The following is a 22,440-nucleotide window of genomic DNA, read 5'->3' on the forward strand; positions in this document are numbered from 1 at the left end:
CGTGAGGTCGGAGGTTCAAGTCCTCCTCGACCCACCAATCCTTCGGGACCATCCCGGGGGTATCCGGGGCCTTAGCTCAGCTGGGAGAGCGCCTGATTTGCATTCAGGAGGTCAGGAGTTCGATCCTCCTAGGCTCCACCACTTCCCCGCGGGAAGAGCCCGACAGCTTCAAAGACAGCCTTTCGATTAGATCGATAAGCACCTTCGGGTGTTTATCCGTCCAATCGGACGCATTGACATCGTTTAGAGAGATACAAAATCAACACTGTTTGATTGCCGCGAGTGTGCGGTGATCTCTGGTTGGTTCCCCGCAAGGGGAAGGTTTTGCCGGCGGTTGTTTCCTCGACCAAGCGCAAGATATCCCGATCAGAAAAAGAACAGAGTTGTCCAAGTCAAGTACACTAACCCCTCATTCACTTTGCATAGGGTGAATGAGAATGTCCTCGCTGCACGCGAGGGCGGGAAAGTATGCTTCTGATCCGGAAAGAACGGCATCACACGAACCAGCGTGGTGTCTCGCAAAGCGTCAGCCTTGCTCTTTCTGGATCGGATCAAGCGCGAGAAGGGCGTTTGGTGGATGCCTTGGCAGTAAGAGGCGATGAAGGACGTGATACTCTGCGATAAGTCCTGGGGAGCTGAGAATAAGCTTTGATCCAGGAATTTCCGAATGGGGCAACCCACCTGAAAGTTCGTTATAATTGCCTTCGGGCAGCCTATAACGAGCTTAAACAGGTACTTTTAACCTGAACACATAGGGTTTTAAGAGCAAACCCGGGGAACTGAAACATCTAAGTACCCGGAGGAAAGGACATCAATAGAGACTCCCCTAGTAGCGGCGAGCGAACGGGGACCAGCCGAGTCCTGAGAGTGAACAGAATGGTCTGGAATGGCCAACCACAGCGGGTGACAGTCCCGTATGTGAAGCTCGATGGAACGTATTAAGTAGGGCGGGACACGTGAAATCCTGTTCGAAGATCGGAGGACCACCTCCGAAGGCTAAGTACTCCTTACTGACCGATAGCGAACCAGTACCGTGAGGGAAAGGTGAAAAGCACCCCGACGAGGGGAGTGAAACAGTACCTGAAACCGAACGCCTACAATCAGTCGGAGGCTCCTCGAGAGCTGACGGCGTACCTTTTGTATAATGGGTCATCGACTTGGTCTATCTAGCAAGCTTAAGCCGTTAGGTGTAGGCGCAGCGAAAGCGAGTCTTAATAGGGCGTCGAGTTAGATGGATCAGACCCGAAACCGAGTGATCTAGGCATGACCAGGATGAAGGTTAGGTAACACTAACTGGAGGTCCGAACCCACACCTGTTGAAAAAGGTCGGGATGAGTTGTGCCTAGGGGTGAAAGGCCAATCAAACTCGGAGATAGCTGGTTCTCCGCGAAATCTATTTAGGTAGAGCGTCATCCGAATACCCCTGGGGGTAGAGCACTGGATGGGTAATGGGGCCCCACAGGCTTACTGATCCTAACCAAACTCCGAATACCAGGGAGTACTAGATGGCAGACACACTGCGGGTGCTAACGCCCGTAGTGGAGAGGGAAACAACCCTGACCTCCGGCTAAGGCCCCCAATTCATGGCTAAGTGGGAAAGCAGGTGGGACGACCAAAACAACCAGGAGGTTGGCTTAGAAGCAGCCATCCTTTAAAGATAGCGTAACAGCTCACTGGTCTAATCAAGTTGTCCTGCGGCGAAGATGTAACGGGGCTCAAGCCATGAGCCGAAGCCGAGGATGCGCATAGCGCATGGTAGCGGAGCGTAGTGTGACATTAGACTACGTCTTATTCTGATCTTTTGTAATGCCTCCCAAGGCTTTCGAGTGTTCGCACTCAAGTAGCCGACAGGCGGTAGTGCAAAAAAGAGGTCAGAATAGACGAAGTCTATTCTGTGAAGCCGGGCTGTAAGGCATCCGGTGGAGAGATCACTAGCGAGAATGATGACATGAGTAGCGACAAAGAGTGTGAGAGACACTCTCGCCGAAAGTCCAAGGGTTCCTGCTTAAAGCTAATCTGAGCAGGGTAAGCCGGCCCCTAAGGCGAGGCCGAAAGGCGTAGTCGATGGGAACCAGGTCAATATTCCTGGGCCATGTGGTGGTGACGGATCGCAAAGGTCGTTCTTCCTTATCGGATTGGAAGGGCTGCTGAGCGGTTCCTGGAAATAGCCCCACTTTGAGACCGTACCCTAAACCGACACAGGTGGACTGGTAGAGAATACCAAGGCGCTTGAGAGAACGATGTTGAAGGAACTCGGCAAAATACCTCCGTAAGTTCGCGAGAAGGAGGCCCAGTTTCAACGCAAGTTTTGGCTGGGGGCACAAACCAGGGGGTGGCGACTGTTTACTAAAAACACAGGGCTCTGCGAAGTCGCAAGACGACGTATAGGGTCTGACGCCTGCCCGGTGCCTGAAGGTTAAAAGGAGGGGTGAGAGCTCTGAATTGAAGCCCAGGTAAACGGCGGCCGTAACTATAACGGTCCTAAGGTAGCGAAATTCCTTGTCGGGTAAGTTCCGACCTGCACGAATGGCGTAACGACTTCCCCGCTGTCTCCAACATCGACTCAGCGAAATTGAATTGCCTGTCAAGATGCAGGCTTCCCGCGGTTAGACGGAAAGACCCCGTGCACCTTTACTACAGCTTCACACTGGCATCAGGCCATGCATGTGCAGGATAGGTGGTAGGCTTCGAAGCAGACACGCCAGTGTCTGTGGAGCCTCCCTTGAGATACCACCCTTGCATTGCTTGATGTCTAACCGCGATCCCTTATCGGGTTCCGGGACCCTGTGTGGCGGGTAGTTTGACTGGGGCGGTCGCCTCCTAAAGCGTAACGGAGGCGCGCGAAGGTTGGCTCAGAGCGGTCGGAAATCGCTCGTTGAGTGCAATGGCAGAAGCCAGCCTGACTGCAAGACTGACAAGTCGAGCAGAGTCGAAAGACGGCCATAGTGATCCGGTGGTCCCAAGTGGGAGGGCCATCGCTCAACGGATAAAAGGTACGCCGGGGATAACAGGCTGATACTGCCCAAGAGTCCATATCGACGGCAGTGTTTGGCACCTCGATGTCGGCTCATCTCATCCTGGGGCTGGAGCAGGTCCCAAGGGTATGGCTGTTCGCCATTTAAAGAGGTACGTGAGCTGGGTTTAGAACGTCGTGAGACAGTTCGGTCCCTATCTGCCGTGGGTGTAGGATACTTGAGAGGAGTTGCCCCTAGTACGAGAGGACCGGGGTGAACGATCCACTGGTGGACCAGTTGTCGTGCCAACGGCAGTGCTGGGTAGCTATGATCGGACAGGATAACCGCTGAAGGCATCTAAGCGGGAAGCCCCCCTCAAAACAAGGTATCCCTGAGGGCCGTGGAAGACCACCACGTCGATAGGCCGGAGGTGTAAGCGCAGCAATGCGTTCAGCTGACCGGTACTAATGGCCCGATAGGCTTGATCCGATCCAGGAACAGCAAGGCTGTTCCAGATCAGACGAAGCATACAACCCCTACAAAATACTTGACTTGGTCCACGTCGCGCCCAAAACAGCGCGACAAAGTGGGTTTTTCTCGGTTTGGTGGTCATAGCGCAAGCAAAACACCCGGCTCCATTCCGAACCCGGCCGTTAAGTGCTGCCGCGCCAATGGTACTGCGTCTCAAGACGTGGGAGAGTAGGTCACCGCCAAACCTAGTAAAACCCACACACGTATCTCTCCTAAACGATCTCATCCTGTCGCGGGATGGAGCAGCCCGGTAGCTCGTCAGGCTCATAACCTGAAGGTCGCAGGTTCAAATCCTGCTCCCGCAACCAACACCACCAAAAAACACCACGCTCAGCGCCCCAAGGGGCGCTTTTTGCGTTCAAGCGTAATAGGTGGGGGAGATTTGTACTTCTTGCTTAAAGATTTGCCCAGGGCCCGTCGTTTCTAGGGATTAATTATTTAAAGAACATACCGCGACTGTTCTGTTGGGGGGGCATTCCCGAATAACCCCGCGCCAGATCGAAGAATAATAAGCGAGATCAAGAGTATTCTGATAAAATCTCGATCGATCTTTCGCACCTATAATATATACTTGGATTAGGGGATTATATTAATCCGATCCCGCTCATTTTGCATCCTTTCGTTTGTGCTATAATTACGTGGAAGAATTTCTTGGAGCATCGCAGAAAGCGTATTTGGTTACAATTATTTTAGGGTGTGCGTTTCTCGGCCGACGGCGGCGCAACGTCCGGCACGCTCGAACTAGAACACCGCGACAGCGCCGAAAACACGAGGGTTTCTAACGACGAACAGTGGCCGAATCACCCGGAGTTCTGCGCTTTCAACCCGAGGTTCCTGAGAATCAACCGAGTAGGATATTTCGTTTCCGAGGTCCGTATCGACCGAATTGACATTCGAATTTGCCGAAGATGGCATGAATAATTCTCTACGTAACGTCATCTCGTGCAAGTGCATTGCGGCACTGCCAAGGCTGGGTATTTTGCGCCAATTCGCAATCCCGGGTTTCCGGGGCCGCTTCTTGCCCAACGCACTAGGAGCGCGCAAACACCGAATAGCAGTCACCGCTACAGGGAGAGGATATGACCCGCATTTCGCGACTTACGATGACAGCCCTTCTGTCGAGCACCATGCTCGTTGCAGGGATCACCGCCGCCACCGCCGCCACCCACCCGGAAACCGGCGAGGAACTGGCCGCGGACCAGACCTTCACCTATCGCCTGCTTGACGACATCAGCTCGCTCGACCCGCAGATCGTCGAGGACGTGGATGGCTCCGCCGTATCGCGCGACCTGTTCGAGGGCCTGATGAACCAGGACGAGCAGGGCAACCTCGAGCCGGGCGTGGCCACCAGCTACGATGTGAGCGACGACAAGCTCACCTATACCTTCCATCTGCGTGACACCGCGGTCTGGTCGAACGGTGATCCGGTCACCGCCGGCGATTTCGTCTTCGCCTGGCGCCGGGCCGTCGATCCCGCGACTGCCTCGCCCTACCAGTGGTTCATGGAGCTGATGTCGATCAACAACGCGAAAGCGATCGTTGCCGGCGAGATGTCCCCCGAAGACCTGGGCGTGAAGGCCATCGACGATCACACCTTCGAGGTGACGCTCAGCCAGCCGCTGCCTTACTTCGTGCAGATGACCACGCATTCGACGACCTTCCCGGCACCGCAGAAGGTGATTGAGGAGTTCGGCGACGCTTGGACCAAGCCCGAGAACATCGTCTCGAACGGGGCCTATGTGCTGACCGAGTACCGCCCGGGTGAGCGGATCGTACGCGAGCGCAACGAGAAGTACTGGGACAACGAGAGCACCATCCTCGACAAGACCATCGCGCTGGTGATCACCGACGAGAACGTGGCGCTGACCCGCTACCTCGCCGGCGAGCTCGACCGCACCGACGTGCCCGCAGGCCAGTACCCGCGCCTGAAGAAGGAGCACCCGGAAGAGGCGATCAGCTTCCCGCGCCTGTGCAACTACTACTACACGTTCAACCTCAGCGACTCCGGCCCCGAGGCGTTCAAGGATCCCAAGGTCCGACAGGCGCTGTCGCTGGCCGTGGACCGCGACATCATCGCCAATAACGTGAAAGCGGGTGGCGAGCCGCCGGCGTACAGCTTCACGCCCGAGGCGGTTGCCGGCTTCACCCCGCCGCAGAGCGAGATGGCTTCGATGACCCAGGCCGAGCGCGACGCCAAGGCCAAGGAGCTTCTGGCCGAGGCGGGCTACGGCCCCGAGAACCCGCTCAGCTTCGAAGTCATGTACAACACCTCCGAGGCGCATGAGAAGATCGCCGTGGTGATGACGCAGATGTGGAAGCAGAAGCTCGGCGTTCAGGCGAACCTCGCGAACATGGAGTGGAAGGTCTTCCTCGACACCCGTGGCCGCCAGGCCTTCGACATGGCGCGCGGCGCATGGTGCGGTGACTACAACGAGGCCTCGACCTTCCTCGACTTGATCCAGAGCGACTCGGGCTACAACGACGGCAAGTATTCGAACCCCGAGTACGACAAGCTGCTCGCCGAGGCGAAGACCGCCGAGGACACCACCCCGCTCTACACCGCGGCCGAAGAGATCATCGCCACCGACATGCCGGTGATCCCAATCTACCACTACGCCGGCGTCTACATGATGGACAGCGACGTGGGGAACTGGCCGGTCGAGAACGTCGAGCAGAACTGGTATTCGCGCAATCTCTACAAGATCGCCGAATAACCACCTCCAACCCGCCGCCCCTGCGCCTCCGCGCTGCGGGGGCGGCGCCTTTTTCCGGATCCTCCAGAATGCTGACCTATGTCATTCGCCGCCTGCTGGTCGCGATCCCGACGATCTGTTTGCTGGTCGTCGCGTCCTTCCTGATGATGCATGTCGCGCCGGGCGGGCCTTTCACCTCGGAACGGCCGCTGCCGCCCGAAGTGCTGGCCAACATCAACGCGCAATACGGTCTCGACCAGCCGCTGTGGAAACAGCTCTGGGACTATTTCTACAACATCGTCGTCCACTTCGATTTCGGCCCGTCCTTCGTGCAGAAGGACCGCAGCGTGAACGACATCATCGCGCAGGGCTTCCCGATCTCGCTGACCTACGGCGCGCTGTCCTTCCTGGCCGCAACCGTGGTCGGTGTCGGGCTCGGTATCGCCGCCGCCATCCGTCACAACACCTGGGTCGACTACCTTGCGGTGTCGCTTGGCATTGCCGCACAGGCGCTGCCGAACTTCATCATGGGCCCGATCCTGATCCTGACCTTCACGCTCTGGCTCGGCCTGCTGCCGGGCGGCGGCTGGAACGGCGGGCAGTGGCAGCACCTCGTGATGCCGGTGATCGCGCTTTCCACGTCCTACATGGGCTCGATCGCGCGGATCACGCGCTCGTCCATGCTCGAGGTGCTGAACTCGAACTTCATCCGCACCGCGCGGGCCAAGGGGCTGAGCAACAGTGCCATCGTCTGGCGCCACGCATTGAAGCCGACGCTGCTGCCGGTGATCTCCTACCTCGGCCCGGTCTTCGTCTACGTGCTGACCGGTTCGGTCTTCGTCGATCTCTATTTCTCGACGGGCGGCCTCGGGCAGTCCTACGTGAGCTCGGCGCTGACCCGCGATTACGCGGTGCTCTTGGGGGTGACCATCCTCTACGGCGCGCTGACCGTCATCGTTAACCTTCTGACCGACCTCGCCTACGCGTGGTTCGATCCGAAAATCCGTTACTGAGGAGGCTGACCCCGTGTTCGGAAAATCCGAAAAGGCGGCGGCTCTGGCCGCCGACATCACCGACTTCAAGGCCGTCCGCGGACGCTCGCTCTTCCGCGATGCCATGGGCCGCTTCCTGCGCAACAAGGCTGCCATGGCCAGCGTCGTGGTTCTGGCGCTGATCGTGGCCTTCGTGATCATCGGGCCGCATTTCGCAGTCTGGGACAACGAGGAAATCGACTGGGCCCGCATGGGCGATATCCTCGCGCAGGGCGCGCCTTCGGTCGAGACCGGCCATTTCTTCGGGCTCGACGAGCTGGGGCGTGACCTTTATTCGCGCACCATCCAGGCGACCCAGACCTCGCTGCTGGTGGGCCTCATCGGCGCCGCCATGGCGCTGCTCGTGGGCACCGCCTGGGGCGTGATCGCGGGCTTCTACGGGGGCCGGCTCGACAGCATCATGATGCGCATCGTCGACATCCTGCTGGCGATTCCGCTGACGCTGATCCTGATCCTTATCCTCGTGGTGGCCGGGCGCAACTTCGTCACCCTGTTCATCGCGCTCGGCGCGGTCTCCTGGCTGACCATGGCGCGCATCGTGCGCGGCCAGACGCTGGCGTTGAAGACGCGCGAGTTCATCGAGGCGGCGCGTGCCGGAGGCGTGAGCGAAGGCGCGATCATCTTCCGCCACATCCTGCCCAACCTTATCGGCGTGGTCATCGTCTATGCCTCGCTGCTGGTGCCCGAGATGATCCTGGCGGAGAGCTTCATCTCCTTCCTCGGCCTCGGCATCTCGGAACCGATGACCTCGCTCGGGCGGCTGATCGCCGAGGGGGCAGGCACCATGGGCTATGGCACGCTGTGGCAGCTGCTGTTCCCGCTGTTCTTCTACGTCACCATCATCATCACGATGTTCTTCATCGGCGATGGCCTGCGTGACGCCCTCGACCCGAAGGATCGCTGACATGACCATTCTTTCCGTGAAAGACCTCAAGGTCGGTTTCGAAACCCAGGACGGGCCGGTGCAGGCGGTGAAGGGCGTGTCCTTCGACATCCGCGAGGGCGAATGCCTCGGCATCGTCGGCGAGTCGGGCTCGGGCAAGTCTCAGAGCTTCATGGCCGCCATGGGGCTGCTGCCGAAGAACGGCCGGGCAACGGGGTCGGTGAGCCTCCAGGGCTCGGAAATCCTCAACCTGCCGGTCGCGCAGCTCAACAAGGTGCGCGGCGACAAGGTCGGCATGATCTTCCAGGACCCGCTGACCGCCCTGACTCCGCATCTCAAGGTCGGCGAGCAGATGGCCGAGGTGCTGAAGGTGCACCGTGGCCTGTCCGGCCGCGAGGCCGAGAAGCACTGCCTCGATTGGCTCGAGCGGGTGCGCATCCCGGAAGCGAAGCGCCGCCTGAAGCAATATCCGCACGAGCTGTCGGGCGGGATGCGCCAGCGCGTGATGATCGCCCAGGCGATGCTCTGCGAGCCCAAGCTGCTGATCGCCGACGAGCCAACCACCGCGCTCGACGTGACCGTGCAGGCCGAGGTGCTCGATCTCATGGACCAGCTCAAGCGCGAGCTTGGGACGGCCATCGCGCTCATCACCCATGACATGGGCGTGGTGGCGCGCATGTGCGACCGCATCAAGGTCATGCGCCTTGGCGAGTTCGTCGAGGAGGGCGAGGTCAATGAGATCTTCTCGCAACCGCGCCATGACTACACCAGGCGCCTGCTCGACTCGATGCCGCGCATCGATAAGGGCGAGGCCGGCGGCAAGGTCGAGGGCAAGGAAATCCTGCGCGTCGACGACATGAAGGTTCATTTCCCGATCAAGGTGGAGGGCGGGCTCTTCGGCAAGACCGTGCCGCTGAAAGCGGTCAACGGCGTCAGCTTCGGCCTGCGCGCCGGCGAGACGCTGGGCATCGTTGGCGAGTCCGGCTGCGGCAAGTCCACGCTGGCCCGCGCCGTGCTGCGGCTGGTCGATCCCACCGGCGGCAACGTCAGCTGGCTGGGCAAGCCGCTGCACGCGATGGACAAGCAGGCGTTGAAGACCGAACGCAAGGATCTTCAGATCGTCTTCCAGGACCCGCTCGCCAGCCTCGACCCGCGGATGACCATCGCCGATTCGATCGCCGAGCCGCTGAAGACCTACCGCCCCGAGCTGACCAAGTCCGAGCGCCGCGAGGAAGTGCTCAGGATGATGACCCGCGTGGGTCTCGAGCCGGAGAAATACAACCGGTATCCGCACGAGCTTTCGGGCGGGCAGAACCAGCGCGTGGGCATTGCCCGGGCGATGATCAACCGGCCGAAGCTTATCATCTGCGACGAGGCGGTCTCGGCGCTCGACGTGTCGATTCAGGCGCAGATCGTGAAGCTGCTGAAGGAGCTGCAGGCCGAGTTCGGCATGTCGATGCTGTTCATCTCGCACGACCTGTCGGTGGTGCGCGAGATCTCGAACCGCATCATGGTGCTCTATCTCGGCCGCGTGGTCGAGATGGGCGATGCCGAGACCATCTGCGCGAAGCCCGCGCACCCCTACACGCAGTCGCTGATCTCGGCGGTGCCGATCCCCGATCCGGTGGCAGAGCGCGCCCGGACGCGCATCCGCTTGCCCGGCGAGCTGCCCTCGCCGCTCGACGCCAAGGCGGCGCTGCGCTTCCTGCCCTCGCGGCTGGCGGCGGGGGATGTCGACTACGTGCCGCAGCTCGACGAGATTGCACCGGGTCACTACGTGGCCGAGCACGATGACCTTGCGCGGATCATGCGCCACGACGCGGCCTGAGCGGGGCGCGGCGAGGAAGACCAGGCGGGCCTTCTGGCCCGCCTTTTTTGTGGCTGGCCGCAGCGTGATTTCAGCAGGCGGCGGAGCCCTGTCACTAGGGCCACTTGGCGAAAATGGGAACGGGGCAATGCGGCCACGCGCGTGTCTATGACCCCGGACACACAAAAGGCGCCCCGTGGGGCGCCTTTGCGTAAATGGTCGGAGTGAGAGGATTCGAACCTCCGGCCCCTGCCTCCCGAAGACAGTGCTCTACCAGGCTGAGCTACACTCCGACCGTGCCGCGCGGAGTACCCTAGGCCCCGCTCTTTGGCAAGGGCCTATTCGCCCCTTTTTCACGCCTTTTCATCATGCGCAGCACAGGTCCGATCCGCAGCGTGGTTCCGAACTCGATCCGGGTGCGCGTGCGCAGCACCGGGGTGTTCTCGGAGGACTTTGCACGGCCCTCGCGCAGCACGATATAGACGCCGCTGCCGATGATCAGCACCGCCCCGAGCAGGGTGACCGAATCGGGATACTCGTCAAAGAAGACCGCGCCGTAGAGCGTCGCCCACAGAAGCTGCGAATATTGCATCGGGGCGACGATCACCGCCTCGCCGGAACGGTAGGCGGTGATCAGCAGCGCGCCTCCGGCCAGTGCCAGAAGCGCCATCAGTGCCACGCTGCCAAGATGCTCGATCGGCATGGGGTGATAGACGAAAGGCAGCGCGCAGCCCATGATGATGAAGTTCGCGGTCATCGGGTAGAGCAGCAGCACGACCGAACGCTCCTCCTGGCCAATCTTGCGTACGATAATTGACGAGAGGCTGCCGAAGACCGCCGCCACCAGTGCCGCGGCATGGCCCAGTGTCAGCTCGGTCGCGCCGGGCCGCAGGACGACGATGACCCCCGCCAGACCCACGAGCACCGCCATCCAGCGGCGCAGGCGCACCTGCTCGCCCAGGATCGGGATCGCCAGCACGGTGATCAGCAGCGGCTGCGCAAAGATGATCGCATAGGTCTGTGCCAGCGGCAGCACCGAGAAGGCGTAGAAGGCGCAGAGCCCGGTGATGACCGCCGAGACGGTGCGCAGCGCGGTCCACCACGGGTGTATCGGACGCAGGTTGCCGGCGGTGGTGTCGCGGATCAGCATGAGGCTGACCAGCGGGAAGCTCAGCAGAACCGAGAAGAAGACGATCTGCACCGGGCTGTAGTCGGCGCCGAGGAATTTCACGATGACGTCGTGAGTCGAGTAAATGCCAAAGGTAATCAGCGCGATGAGCGCGCCTTTTGCGTTAGATCCCATGGTGCTGGTCCGTTCGTTCCGCCTCGGGACCAAGGGTTAGCGCCAAATGGTGGGAATTCAACGAAGGACCGTGCGGAATGTGAAAACGGGGCGGCCCATGGCCGCCCCGCTCAATCCTTCACCGCACGAGCGCCTCAGAGGCTCTCGTCGAGCGCCTCGAGGATCGCGCTGCCCATGTCCGAGGTCGAGACCGGCTGCTTGCCCTCCTCGCCAAGCAGGTCCGCTGTGCGGTAGCCCTTGGCAAGAACGGCTTCGATCGCCTGCTCGAGGCGAGTCGCCTCCTCGCCCTTGTCGAAGCTGTAGCGCAGCGCCATCGCGAAGCTGAGAATGCAGGCGATGGGGTTCGCCTTGCCCTGGCCCGCGATGTCTGGCGCCGAGCCGTGCACCGGCTCGTAGAGCGCCTTGGGACGGCCATTGGCCATCGGCGCCCCCAGCGAGGCCGAGGGCAGCATCCCGAGCGAGCCGGTGAGCATCGCGGCGAGGTCCGAAAGGAGGTCGCCGAAGAGGTTGTCGGTGACGATCACGTCGAACTGCTTGGGCCAGCGGGTGAGCTGCATGGCGCCGGCGTCGGCGTACATGTGGGTCAGTTCCACGTCCGGGTACTCGGCGTCGTGGATCTCCTGCACCACATCGCGCCACAGGATGCCCGATTCCATCACGTTGGCCTTCTCCATCGAGCAGACCTTGTTGCCCCGCTTGCGCGCCATCTCGAAGGCCGAGCGGGCAACTCGGGCGATCTCGCTCTCAGTATAGCGCTGGGTGTTGATGCCGACGCGCTCGTTGCCATCCTTGATGATGCCGCGGGGCTCGCCAAAGTAGACGCCCGAGGTCAGCTCGCGGATGATCATGATGTCGAGACCGGCAACCACGTCCTTCTTCAGCGACGAGAAGTCGGCCAGCGCGTCAAAGCACTGGGCGGGGCGAAGGTTGGCGTAGAGGTCCATTTCCTTGCGCAGGCGCAGCAGGCCGCGCTCGGGCTTCACCGAGAAGTCGAGCTTGTCGTATTTCGGGCCGCCCACGGCACCGAGCAGCACGGCGTCGACCTCCTGCGCCTTGGCCATGGTCTCGTCGGTCAGCGGCGTGCCATGCGCGTCATAGGCGCAGCCGCCCACGAGGTCTTCGCTGACATCGAAGTTCAGGCCGCGCTTGTCGCCGAACCAGTCGATGACGCGGCGAACCTCTGCCATGACCTCGGGGCCGATGCCGTCGCCCGGCAGGATGAGAAGCGAAGGGTTGCTCATGGAAAGTCTCTCCTCGGAATGTTGCGCAATCGCCTAGCGGAGAGGGGCGTAATGGTCAAGAAATCAGGGGCGTTTGGCAATTTCAAGGAAACGAAAGCGTGACTGTCACCAGCCGGTGTGCCTGGCCCTCCAGCGGCTCGCTGACTTCAGCCCGGGTCACCCTCAGCCCGGCCGAGGGCAGGATGTAGCTCACCCGCAGCGGCCCGGTGCTGGGCCATTCCGCAGTGGGCCGTTCGGGTAAAGGGTCTTGAAAACGCGGGTCCGCGAGCAGCCGTTGCATCTCTCCATGCAGGCCTTCGCCTTGCGCCGGGTCGAGATTGGCGTTTCCCATCAAGAGGTAAGGCGCGGCGGGCGGAGGCCCGAGCGCGCCGTCCATGTAGCGCGACCAGAGGGCGATCTCATCCGCGTTGCGTCGGCCGTTGCGATCTTCGGGCCCGTCGAAAACCGGCGGGGTGGCGGCAAAGCAGAAGAGCAGCAGCGGTCCGGTGTCGCTCTCCAGCCGCAGAACCCAGTGGCCGGTCGAGGACAACCGTTGCACATCCGCCGCAGGGTCCGTCGCCAGCATCCGGCTGCCCGGAAGGTCGCGCCAGAGCAGCGCCGAGAAATCCTCGATCAGCGCGAGCGGCACGCGCGACAGAAGCGCCATGCCGTGCTGACCGGAGAATTCGCCGTAGCCCTGCGCATCGCGCGGCCCTCCTAGCCGGCCGTCGCCGTCGAGATCGGCGCCGCTCGCCATGCCGGCATTGGGGGGCAGCGCGAAGGCGTGCGGGTAAGAGGCGCCGAGCTTCGAGAGTCGATCCTGCAGGTCGCGGAGCGCGGCGAGGCCGAGATCGAAATCCATGTCGGTGAGCAGCAGAAGATCCGCCCTTGCCGCGGCGATCTCGTCCAGCACGGCAGGCAGGGGCGGGCGCATCTCGGCAAGATCGCGTAGCAGCAGGCCGGGACCCTTGCGGCTGAGGTCGGCGTGCCATGTGGCCAGGGTGATCTCTTCGGCCTGGAGCGGCAGCGTGGAGCTGAGCAGCAGGCAGACAGATAGCAGGAGGGGCGGGAGGAACGCGTCAAGCACCCACAGCCGACTCAGGTGGTCTGCACCTCGGCCTCCGCCTGCGCGTATGCGCGGCGGCGCTTTTCCTCGATCAGGGCAGCGATGCGCGCCAGCGCCACGCCGCGCATGATCAGGCTTGCCGGAAGGAAGGCCCATGCGCTCATCGTCCAGATCAGGGTCTGCGGCTCGGTCAGCGACAGCAGATTGACCGTCTGCGACGCCAGCTTCATCACCGCCGGGATCAGGAATGGCAGAAGAACCCCTAAGGCCACGTTAACGTTGCCGTCGCGGTTGAGCCGGTAGAGCACGTCCTTGCCGACGGTCGGATCGAAAAGCGGCAGGTTGACCCAGAAATTAAAGGCGCCGTGGCGGATCGGCCAGTTCAGCAGCCGCACCACCAGCACGAAGCCGATGACACACAGCAGCGAGAGCGCATAGGCAATGCCGGCGTAGCTGCGAATGCGGTCGACGTCCTGCGGGCCCATTTCATTTGTGGCCAGCAGCACCATCAGCCGCACCGGCGAGAAGGGGAAGTCGAGCCAGTGCCCCGCCGCGGTCGCAACGCCGTCGAGCACCTGTGTCAGCGGCGTCGGCACGATCTCTCCGCGGCTGATCAGGGTGAGCATGAGCACCGTGGCGAGCAGCGCGAGAAAGCGCAGCCGGTTGAACGGAGGGGCATCGCGGAACTCGATGATCGAGGGGTAGTCGCCCACGTACTCGACAAAGGTCAGCAGCGCCCCAACCAGTGCCAGAAGCGCCGTGATCTGCGCCATGTCCGCGCCGCCGGGCAGCATGACCGCGGGCATCGCAATGACCAAGGCCACTGCGATGGCGCGTACAGCGGCTTTGACAAAGCGCGTGATCACCATCTCTGCCCTTTCGGTCGTGCCGGACCCGACGCTGTCCCGCGTCCCTGTCGTCCATTGAACGCTGATCTGCGCTCTTGCTGTTCACTGACCCCGCCGCGCCGGCGGATTGCCTCAATATTGCCCAATTTCTGCCTTCTTTCCGAGCGCGCGGCAAGTGTGCCCGAAGGGGATGCGTGAAATCTGGCGGTTTCATGGTCGAAAAGGTGCGAAATTGCATCAACCCCCAATGCGGATGCGGGGACCGAGCCGTGCGGGCACCCGGGTTCGGTGGCGCGAGGCACGGCGGGCCCCGGGATGGTTTCCTGTCTCTTTCCTTTTGTTTTAAAAGGGAAATCACTAGGAAAACCGACCCGCACCGGGTGTGCTCGAAGGCAGCTGGGCCGGGTCTCGCGCGGCGTGCGCAAGCTGCGCTGCGTCATAGTCATCTTCAGGATGAATTCCAAGATGTTTGACCTGTCGCAAGGCCGACCGCAGAGTTTCCATGGTCTGACCGATGCCAGAGCGACACTTGGAGGGAGCGCCAATGTATCAGGCACTGACAGTGGAAGAAGCGGTGGCACTGATCCCCGACGGCGCGCGCGTGATGCTCTCGGGCTTCATGGGGGTCGGCACGCCGGATCGGACGGTCGCGGCGCTTGCGGCCTCGGGGCGCAGGGACCTCACCGTGATCGTCAACGATGCGGCACGTCCCGACCGCGGCGTCGGCCCTCTGGTCAAGGCGCGCTGCCTGCGCAAGTTCATCGGCAGCCACATCGGGCTCAACCCCGATGTGCAGGCGCAGATGCGGGACGGTACCCTCGAAGTCGAACTGGTGCCGCAGGGCACGCTGGTCGAGCGCATCCGCGCCGCAGGCGTGGGCCTTGGCGGGGTGCTGACCCCGACCGGGCTGGGCACCAGGGTCGCCGAGGGCAAGCAGGTGATCGAAGTCGAGGGCAAACCCTACCTGCTCGAGCCGCCGCTCAGCGCCGACTTCGCACTGATCGCCGCGCGCAGCTGCGACTACGTGGGCAATCTGACCTACATGCTCACCGCAACGAACTTCAACCCAATCATGGCCTTGGCGGCAAAGGTGGTGATCGCCGAGCCCGAGGAGATCGTGCCGGTGGGGATGATCCCGCCCGACGCGGTGAAGACCCCCGGCGCGCTGGTCGATCACGTGATCCGGAGGGTGGCATGACCGACGCAGCGATGGATCCCAAGGAGCTTATCGCCCGCCGCTGCGCCGCCGAGGTCAGGCCGCACACGCTGGTCAACCTCGGGATCGGTATCCCGACGCTGGTCTCCGACCATCTCGACGAGGGCATGGGCGTCTTCTTCCAGGCCGAGAACGGCGTGGTGGGCATGGGGCGGCGCCCGCCCGAGGGCATGTCGGACCGCCATCTCACCGACGCCGGCGGCAGCTTCGTCTCGGCGGTGCCGGGCGCCTCGACCATCGACAGCGCCTTTTCCTTTGGGCTGATCCGCGGCGGGCACCTCGACCTGACGGTGTTGGGCGGGCTTCAGGTCGACGAGCGCGGCTACCTCGCCAACTGGATGATCCCGGGGGTCTACGTGCCTGGGATGGGCGGCGCGATGGATCTGGTGACAGGGGCGAAACGGGTGATCGTGGCGATGATCCACAGCGCCAAGGACGGCACACCGAAGATCGTGCCGGAATGCTCCCTGCCGCTGACCGCCGAGCGGCGGGTCGATCTCATCGTCACCGAATTGGCCGTAATCCGCCCCGAGGAGGACGGGCTGCATCTCATCGAAACCGCGCCTGGGGTGACCTTGGCCGAGGTGCGTGCGGCGACTGCGGCGCATCTCATCGTCTCGGGCGCGGTGCCAGAGATGGATTTGTCGCGGTCGTGCTGAGGCGGGAGGGGCGCGCGCTATCCAGCCGTGCGGCAGGGCGGACGAAAAAGGGCTGTCCCCGCGGGGACAGCCCTTCGTCATCGCGGGACGGGCCGGAGCCTCAGACCCAGGGACGGGACTGCGCGGCCTGTGCTTCGAAGCTGTCGATCGCGCCGGCCTTCTCCATGGTCAGGCCGATGTCGTCGAGTCCCTCGAGCAGGCAGTGCTTGCGGAAGGGGTCGACCTCGAAGGCGAACGCCTCGCCGTCGGAGGTGGTCACCACCTGATTTTCCAGATCCACGGTCATGCGGGCGTTGGCGCCCTTCTCGGCGTCTTTCATCAGCACGTCGACCGCCTCTTGCGGCATGACGATGGGCAGCATGCCGTTCTTGAAGCAGTTGTTGTAGAAGATGTCGGCGAAGGAGGTGGAGATCACCACCTTGATGCCGAAGTCGGCCAGCGCCCAAGGCGCGTGTTCGCGCGAGGAGCCGCAGCCGAAGTTGTCACCGGCGACGATCACCTGCGCGTCGCGATACTGCGGCTTGTTCAGCACGAACTCGGGGTTCTCCGAGCCATCGTCGAGGTAGCGCATCTCGTCGAAGGCGTGCACGCCGAGGCCGGAGCGCTTGATCGTCTTCAGGAACTGCTTGGGGATGATCATGTCGGTGTCGATGTTCACCAGCGGCATGGGCGCCGCGATCCCGGTCAGCTTCTCGAATTTTTCCATCTGTCCCTCCTTGGGGATGGGGCGGGGTCCGGCGCACATGGGATGCACAGCTGATGCACGGTCCGTGCGCTAGTGCATCTGGCCCGGCCGACCCCGCCGGAATTGGGGAAGGGGTCCCCGAGGGGACCCCGGGATCGCTTACGCCTCGGCCGGTGCGGCCATGAGGTCGCGCACGTCGGTCAGGTGGCCGGTGATTGCCGCCGCCGCCGCCATGGCCGGGGACATCAGGTGGGTGCGCCCGCCCTTGCCCTGACGGCCCTCGAAGTTGCGGTTCGAAGTGGCCGCGCAGCGCTCGCCCGGGGCGAGCTGGTCGGGGTTCATCGCAAGGCACATGGAGCAGCCGGCAAGCCGCCACTCGAAGCCAGCGTCGATGAAGATCTGCGCAAGGCCCTCTTCCTCGGCCTGGGCGCGGACGAGGCCCGACCCCGGCACAACCATGGCGCGCATGCCGTCCTTGACCTTCTTGCCCTTGAGGATCTCGGCTGCGGCGCGCAGGTCCTCGATCCGGCCATTGGTGCAGGAGCCGATGAAGACCGTGTCGATCTTGATGTCGGTCAGCTTCTGCCCGGCCTCGAGACCCATGTAGCTGAGCGCGCGCTTGGCCGCCTCGACCTTGCCGCCGGTGAAGCTCTCGGGGGCGGGCACCAGGTCGGTGATCGGCAGCACGTCCTCGGGCGAGGTGCCCCAGGTGACGACAGGGGCGATGTCTTCGCCCTTGATGGTCACGACCTTGTCCCAATGCGCGTCGTCATCGGAGTAGAGCGTCTTCCACCAGGTCAGCGCGGCCTCGAACTGCGCGCCCTTCGGCGCGTGCGGGCGGCCCTTCACATATTCGAAGGTGGTCTCGTCGGGCGCGATCAGACCGGCGCGGGCGCCGCCCTCGATGGCCATGTTGCACACGGTCATCCGGCCTTCCATCGAGAGCGACCGGATCGCCTCGCCGCAATACTCGATGACGTAGCCGGTACCGCCACCGGTGCCGGTGTGGCCGATGACCGAAAGCGTGATGTCCTTGGCGGTGACGCCCGGGCGGAGCTGGCCGGTGATCTCGACCTTCATGTTTTTCGACTTGGACTGGATCAGCGTCTGGGTGGCGAGCACGTGCTCGACCTCGGAGGTGCCGATACCATGGGCCAGCGCGCCGAAAGCGCCGTGGGTGGCGGTGTGCGAGTCGCCGCAGACCACGGTCATGCCCGGAAGCGTCCAGCCCTGCTCGGGGCCGACGATGTGCACGATGCCTTGGCGGACGTCGCTGACCGGGTAGTAGTTCACGCCGAAGTCGCGGGCGTTCTTGTCGAGCGCCTCGACCTGGATGCGGCTCTCCTCGTTCTCGATGCCGCTTTCACGATCGAGCGTCGTGGGCACGTTGTGGTCGGGCACGGCGATGGTGCGCTCGGGGGCGCGAACCTTGCGGCCGGACATGCGCAGGCCCTCGAAGGCCTGGGGCGAGGTGACCTCGTGCACGAGGTGGCGGTCGATGTAGAGCAGGCAGGTGCCATCTGCGTCCTGCTGGACGACGTGGGCATCCCAGATCTTGTCGTAGAGCGTCTTGCCGGACATGGGGGTCCTCTCGGGGTATATGTCTTGGAATTTGGCTTGGGCTTGGCGCAGGTCGGAAGCCCCCGCGCCGGGGCGGGCTTAAGACAGCCTTATAGGCGCGCCAGAACCGTGAAGGTTGCGCCGTGGAACCGTTCGCGCAGTCGCACGCGGTCGCCGAGGTCAAGAAGCCGAGTCATGCGGCCGGAATACTCCTTTGCCGCGCGCCGATCAACCCGTCGCGCGCGTGGCTGCAACGATTGGAACTTTCGCGGCGGCGGCGCGTAGTTTTGTTACCGCATTGGAGGAGAGACGATGTCCTTGATGAATGCCATGCACCTGATCCTGATTGCCACGCTTCTGTGGGGGCTGCTTTGGAGCCTGCCGCAGGCGGAGTCGCAGGAGATCACCCTGCATCTGCCGAAGCGCTGAGACGGGCAGCGGGTGCAGCGCAGGTGCTCTTGGCCAAGGGCCGTCAGGCCCTTGAGCCTAAACGATCGTGGTGCCACCCTGCCCAGGTGAGGAGACCCGCGAGCGCATGAACCCGGAAACCGACCTGCCGCAGACCGATCTGACGCCCTTCGAGGCGGTTCAGCAGACCGGGCTGACGCTGCTGGGGCAGATCGACACCTTCCTCGCAATCGTGCTGCGGCCCTGGATGTTCTATCAGGTCGGGATTGCGCTGGGGCTTTTCCTGCTAGCGCATCTGTTGCGGGCGCTGATCGGGCCTAGGATCTACGAGTGGATGCGGGCCCGCGAGGGCTGGCCGAAATGGCGCATCCGGCTGCTGGTCGTTCTGCACCGGCGGCTGCGGATGATCATCTTCGTCTCGCTCCTTTGGCTCGTGATCAGCGTGATGCAGCAGATCACCTGGCCGTCGCGCACCTATCTTCTGGAAATCATCGCCCAGCTGTCCAGCGCCTGGCTGGTGATCGCGCTGATCACGCGCCTCATCGGCAACCCGGCGCTGCGCTCGCTGATCCGCTACGGCGCCTGGGGCTACGTGACGATCTGGATCCTCGGGTTGACCGACGAGGCGCAGGCGCTGCTGGAGAGCGCGGCGATCAGCTTCGGGGACTCCAAGCTCTCGCTTTGGCTGATCCTGCAGGCGGTGGTGATCCTCGTCGCGCTGGTTTCGCTGGCGCGCTTCCTGACAACGGCGGGGGCGGCGAGCATCCGGCGCAACGAGGGGATCAGCCCCTCGATGCAGGTGCTGGCGGTGAAATTCCTGCAGGTGGCGCTTTACGGGGCGGCCTTCTTCTTTGCGCTGAAGCTGGCCGGTGTCGACTTGACCGGGCTGGCGGTGCTCTCGGGGGCCATCGGTGTCGGCCTTGGGTTCGGCTTGCAGAAGGTGGTCTCGAACCTCGTGTCGGGGATCATCATCCTGCTCGACAAGTCGATCAAGCCGGGTGACGTGATCTCGATCGGCGAGACCTTCGGCTGGATCAATGCGCTGGGCGCGCGCTACGTGTCGATCACAACGCGCGACGGCAAGGAATACCTCATCCCCAACGAGGACATGATCACCGGGCAGGTGGTCAACTGGTCGCATTCCAACGAGTTGGTGCGCGTGGACATCCATTTCGGCACCGCCTACGGCGACGATCCACACCTGGTGCGCAAGGTCGCGATCGAGGCGGCGGAAAGCGTGGACCGGGTGCTGACCAACCGACCGCCGGTGTGCCACATCATCGGCTTCGGTGACAGCTCGGTCGATTACATCCTGCGGTTCTGGATCATCGATCCGTCGCAGGGGCTGACCAACATCCGGGGCAACGTGTTCCTGGCACTCTGGGATGCGTTCAAGCAGAACGGCATCTCGATTCCCTTCCCGCAGCGCGAGGTGCGGATGCTGGGCGCGGACCCGGGGCCCGCGCGTGCGGAGGCACCCGATGACGAGGTGACGGAACGTCCCGGCTGACAGCCCTGCCGCGCTGCGGCATGGTCCGCGCGACTTGCAGACGCAGCGGAAAGGGAGAGCCGTCATGTCCTTCGAATTTTCTGACGACATCGTCATCCTTGGCGGGGCGCGCACCGCCATCGGCACTTTCGGCGGAGCGCTGAAATCCGTGCCGCCGATCGAGCTTGGCACCACGGCGGCCAAGGCGGCGCTGGAGCGGGCTGGCGTCGAGGGCGGCCAGATCGGCCATGTGGTCTTCGGACATGTGCTCAACACCGAACCACGCGACATGTACCTGTCGCGGGTCGCGGCGATGCAGGCGGGCATTCCCGACACCACGCCGGCGATGAACGTCAACCGGCTCTGCGGCTCGGGCGCGCAGGCCGTTGTCTCGGGCGTGCAGGCGCTGATGCTGGGCGACGCTGAGTTCGCGCTGGTCGGCGGCGCCGAGAGCATGAGCCGCGCACCCTATATCATCCCCGACCAGCGCTGGGGCCAGAAGATGGGCGACATCCGCACCGTCGACATGATGCTCGGCGCGCTCAACTGCCCCTTCGGCACCGGCCATATGGGCATCACCGCCGAGAACGTGGCCAAGGAGAACGACATCTCGCGCGAGGCGCAGGACGCCTTCGCGCTGGAGAGCCAGCAGCGGGCGGCCAAGGCCATCGAGGCGGGCCACTTCAAGGAGCAGATCGTGCCCGTGGAGATTGCCTCACGCCGCGAGACCGTGGTCTTCGACACCGATGAGCACCCCAAGGCGACCTCGTTGGAGAAGCTCTCGGGCCTGCGCCCTGCCTTTGACCGGGAGGGCTCGGTCACTGCGGGCAATGCCTCGGGGCTGAACGATGGCGCGGCGGCGCTGGTGCTGGCGCGCGGCGGGGCCGCCGCGACGGCAGGGCTGACACCCAAGGCGCGGGTGCTGGGCTATGCCCACGCCGGGGTGCGCCCCGAGGTTATGGGGATCGGCCCGGTCCCGGCGGTGGAAAACCTGCTGGCGCGCACCGGCCTGTCGCTCTCGGACTTCGACGTGATCGAGAGCAACGAGGCCTTTGCCGCGCAGGCGCTGGCGGTCAACAAGGGGCTCGGGCTCGACCCGGCGAAGGTGAACCCCAACGGCGGCGCCATCGCGCTCGGCCATCCGATCGGTGCCACGGGCGCGATCCTCACGGTCAAGGCGCTTTACGAGCTCGAGCGCATCGGCGGCCGCAAGGCGCTTATCACCATGTGCATCGGCGGCGGTCAGGGCATCGCGCTGGCGATCGAGCGGGTCTGAGACACCGGGGGGCAAAGGGGGCGCTGACCCCCGTCCGCTACGCGGACCCCCCGGGATACTTGGATTTGGAAGAAATTGGACCTGGAAGAAAGAGGGGTGGCGCTCAAAGATCGACGCGTTGCCACAGGCCCGGATAAAGCGTCGGAAAGCCCTGCGGGTCGACGGTGATCTGCGTGCTGTGCCCGGTCTGCGGAGATTCGTAGCCGACCAGCCCGCCGCGCTCGCGAATGTAGCTCTGGTCGAGCGGGTCGAGCCTCGGGCCGGGTAGGCGCAGCCAGGCGGCGCACACGCTCAGCCGTCCGACCTCGGGCAGTCGGCGCAGCGGCATCAGGTTGGTCGCCGGTGTGAAAGCGAAATCCACGTCCGTGCAGTCGGCGAGCTCCGGCTGCACGTCGCCATTTAGCAGCCAGGCGCCGTTCTGCCGGGTGAGCTGCGTGCGCACTTCCTGGCCGCCGACAGTCCCGGTGACATCGGCGCTGCGCGTCAGCCAGTCCGGCCCGCACCGCACCACATAGTCGAGCGCAGCCCAGCCAGTGCCATCGCGGAAGCGCGCGTGGCCGACCAGCATGTAGCCATCTTCGTGCCGGGCGAGGCGGCATTTGTCCTCGCCGTCGCGGTCTAGGGCGCGCCAGTGGATGGTGGCCAGCGTCTCGCTCATGCGGCTGCACCGAGGCAGGTGGCGGGGCTGGTTGCGCGACGGGCGTCGGCGCGACCGAGGGCACCCTGGATGAAATGGGGCATGTCCAACTCCTCTCAAAGTCGGCTTTACCATGGTGCCCCTGCCCATACG

Annotated in this window: 15 protein-coding genes, 4 tRNA genes and 2 rRNA genes (1 of these 21 cut by a window edge); 13 read left to right on the top strand and 8 right to left on the bottom strand. The window is 63.4% G+C overall.

The features are described from left to right. The 9 genes from CEW88_RS00905 to CEW88_RS00945 all read left to right on the top strand — a co-directional run. A tRNA-Ile gene (locus CEW88_RS00905) sits at positions 1-37 on the top strand; it begins 40 nt to the left of the window's first position. A gap of 28 nt (positions 38-65) precedes the next feature. Continuing rightward, positions 66-141 (top strand) — tRNA-Ala (locus CEW88_RS00910). 408 nt (positions 142-549) lie between these two features. Then, a 23S ribosomal RNA gene (locus tag CEW88_RS00915) occupies positions 550-3,443 on the top strand. 112 nt (positions 3,444-3,555) lie between these two features. Then, positions 3,556-3,670 (top strand): 5S ribosomal RNA (gene rrf / locus CEW88_RS00920). Between the two features lie 46 nt (positions 3,671-3,716). After that, a tRNA-Met gene (locus tag CEW88_RS00925) sits at positions 3,717-3,793 on the top strand. 771 nt (positions 3,794-4,564) lie between these two features. Further along, positions 4,565-6,199 carry a peptide ABC transporter substrate-binding protein gene (locus tag CEW88_RS00930; protein ID WP_108964274.1) on the top strand — a complete coding sequence of 545 codons (1,635 nt, stop codon included), beginning with the start codon at positions 4,565-4,567 and terminating at the stop codon, positions 6,197-6,199. A 68-nt stretch (positions 6,200-6,267) separates the two neighbouring features. After that, positions 6,268-7,191 carry an oligopeptide ABC transporter permease OppB gene (oppB, locus tag CEW88_RS00935; RefSeq protein ID WP_108964275.1) on the top strand — a complete coding sequence of 308 codons (924 nt, stop codon included), beginning with the start codon at positions 6,268-6,270 and terminating at the stop codon, positions 7,189-7,191. Positions 7,192-7,204: 13 nt separating this feature from the next. Then, positions 7,205-8,134 carry an ABC transporter permease subunit gene (locus CEW88_RS00940; RefSeq protein ID WP_108964276.1) on the top strand — a complete coding sequence of 310 codons (930 nt, stop codon included), beginning with the start codon at positions 7,205-7,207 and terminating at the stop codon, positions 8,132-8,134. A gap of 1 nt (position 8,135) precedes the next feature. Next, positions 8,136-9,941: an ABC transporter ATP-binding protein gene (locus CEW88_RS00945; protein WP_108964277.1), complete on the top strand. Its 1,806-nt coding sequence runs from the start codon at positions 8,136-8,138 to the stop codon at positions 9,939-9,941. 195 nt (positions 9,942-10,136) lie between these two features. Here the strand turns inward: CEW88_RS00945 and CEW88_RS00950 are convergent. From CEW88_RS00950 to CEW88_RS00970, 5 genes are all read right to left on the bottom strand, one after another. Continuing rightward, positions 10,137-10,213 (bottom strand) — tRNA-Pro (locus tag CEW88_RS00950). Positions 10,214-10,233: 20 nt separating this feature from the next. After that, the gene (locus CEW88_RS00955) at positions 10,234-11,223 is read right to left on the bottom strand and encodes a DMT family transporter (RefSeq protein ID WP_108964278.1); all 990 of its coding nucleotides are present in this window, start codon (positions 11,221-11,223) and stop codon (positions 10,234-10,236) included. Positions 11,224-11,357: 134 nt separating this feature from the next. After that, entirely contained in the window at positions 11,358-12,464 is a 1,107-nt protein-coding gene (leuB, locus tag CEW88_RS00960) for a 3-isopropylmalate dehydrogenase (protein WP_108964279.1), read from the bottom strand. Positions 12,465-12,546: 82 nt separating this feature from the next. Then, positions 12,547-13,530: an endonuclease/exonuclease/phosphatase family protein gene (locus CEW88_RS00965; protein ID WP_193989069.1), complete on the bottom strand. Its 984-nt coding sequence runs from the start codon at positions 13,528-13,530 to the stop codon at positions 12,547-12,549. Positions 13,531-13,541: 11 nt separating this feature from the next. Then, positions 13,542-14,378 (bottom strand): hypothetical protein, encoded by an 837-nt coding sequence (locus CEW88_RS00970; RefSeq protein ID WP_108964280.1) that lies wholly within the window; start codon positions 14,376-14,378, stop codon positions 13,542-13,544. Positions 14,379-14,901: 523 nt separating this feature from the next. Between CEW88_RS00970 and CEW88_RS00975 the strand changes: the two genes are divergently transcribed. Further along, the gene (locus CEW88_RS00975) at positions 14,902-15,555 is read left to right on the top strand and encodes a CoA transferase subunit A (RefSeq protein WP_108964281.1); all 654 of its coding nucleotides are present in this window, start codon (positions 14,902-14,904) and stop codon (positions 15,553-15,555) included. A gap of 11 nt (positions 15,556-15,566) precedes the next feature. Next, positions 15,567-16,232: a 3-oxoacid CoA-transferase subunit B gene (locus CEW88_RS00980; protein ID WP_108967460.1), complete on the top strand. Its 666-nt coding sequence runs from the start codon at positions 15,567-15,569 to the stop codon at positions 16,230-16,232. 100 nt (positions 16,233-16,332) lie between these two features. Here the strand turns inward: CEW88_RS00980 and leuD are convergent, their stop codons facing one another. Then, on the bottom strand, positions 16,333-16,938 hold the full coding sequence (gene leuD, locus CEW88_RS00985; protein ID WP_108964282.1) for a 3-isopropylmalate dehydratase small subunit: 606 nt from the start codon (positions 16,936-16,938) through the stop codon (positions 16,333-16,335). A gap of 138 nt (positions 16,939-17,076) precedes the next feature. Further along, positions 17,077-18,498: a 3-isopropylmalate dehydratase large subunit gene (gene leuC, locus CEW88_RS00990; RefSeq protein WP_108964283.1), complete on the bottom strand. Its 1,422-nt coding sequence runs from the start codon at positions 18,496-18,498 to the stop codon at positions 17,077-17,079. A 514-nt stretch (positions 18,499-19,012) separates the two neighbouring features. Between leuC and CEW88_RS00995 the strand changes: the two genes are divergently transcribed. Next, a complete protein-coding gene (locus CEW88_RS00995) occupies positions 19,013-20,395 on the top strand; it encodes a mechanosensitive ion channel family protein (RefSeq protein WP_108964284.1) in 1,383 nt (460 codons plus the stop codon). 64 nt (positions 20,396-20,459) lie between these two features. After that, a complete protein-coding gene (locus tag CEW88_RS01000) occupies positions 20,460-21,650 on the top strand; it encodes an acetyl-CoA C-acyltransferase family protein (RefSeq protein ID WP_108964285.1) in 1,191 nt (396 codons plus the stop codon). A 103-nt stretch (positions 21,651-21,753) separates the two neighbouring features. Here the strand turns inward: CEW88_RS01000 and CEW88_RS01005 are convergent, their stop codons facing one another. Then, positions 21,754-22,308: a putative glycolipid-binding domain-containing protein gene (locus CEW88_RS01005; protein ID WP_108964286.1), complete on the bottom strand. Its 555-nt coding sequence runs from the start codon at positions 22,306-22,308 to the stop codon at positions 21,754-21,756. Between the last annotated feature and the right edge of the window lie 132 nt (positions 22,309-22,440).

This window comes from Alloyangia pacifica (genome assembly GCF_003111685.1).
Lineage (GTDB): Bacteria > Pseudomonadota > Alphaproteobacteria > Rhodobacterales > Rhodobacteraceae > Salipiger > Salipiger pacificus_A.

Bases quoted from the DNA above. Each gene is read 5' to 3' on its own strand.
- CEW88_RS00930 (WP_108964274.1), top strand. From the start codon at position 4,565: ATGACCCGCATTTCGCGACTTACGATGACAGCCCTTCTGTCGAGCACC.
- oppB (WP_108964275.1), top strand. From the start codon at position 6,268: ATGCTGACCTATGTCATTCGCCGCCTGCTGGTCGCGATCCCGACGATC.
- CEW88_RS00945 (WP_108964277.1), top strand. From the start codon at position 8,136: ATGACCATTCTTTCCGTGAAAGACCTCAAGGTCGGTTTCGAAACCCAG.
- CEW88_RS00955 (WP_108964278.1), bottom strand. From the start codon at position 11,223: ATGGGATCTAACGCAAAAGGCGCGCTCATCGCGCTGATTACCTTTGGC.
- leuB (WP_108964279.1), bottom strand. From the start codon at position 12,464: ATGAGCAACCCTTCGCTTCTCATCCTGCCGGGCGACGGCATCGGCCCC.
- CEW88_RS00970 (WP_108964280.1), bottom strand. From the start codon at position 14,378: ATGGTGATCACGCGCTTTGTCAAAGCCGCTGTACGCGCCATCGCAGTG.
- CEW88_RS00975 (WP_108964281.1), top strand. From the start codon at position 14,902: ATGTATCAGGCACTGACAGTGGAAGAAGCGGTGGCACTGATCCCCGAC.
- CEW88_RS00980 (WP_108967460.1), top strand. From the start codon at position 15,567: ATGGATCCCAAGGAGCTTATCGCCCGCCGCTGCGCCGCCGAGGTCAGG.
- leuD (WP_108964282.1), bottom strand. From the start codon at position 16,938: ATGGAAAAATTCGAGAAGCTGACCGGGATCGCGGCGCCCATGCCGCTG.
- leuC (WP_108964283.1), bottom strand. From the start codon at position 18,498: ATGTCCGGCAAGACGCTCTACGACAAGATCTGGGATGCCCACGTCGTC.
- CEW88_RS00995 (WP_108964284.1), top strand. From the start codon at position 19,013: ATGAACCCGGAAACCGACCTGCCGCAGACCGATCTGACGCCCTTCGAG.
- CEW88_RS01000 (WP_108964285.1), top strand. From the start codon at position 20,460: ATGTCCTTCGAATTTTCTGACGACATCGTCATCCTTGGCGGGGCGCGC.
- CEW88_RS01005 (WP_108964286.1), bottom strand. From the start codon at position 22,308: ATGAGCGAGACGCTGGCCACCATCCACTGGCGCGCCCTAGACCGCGAC.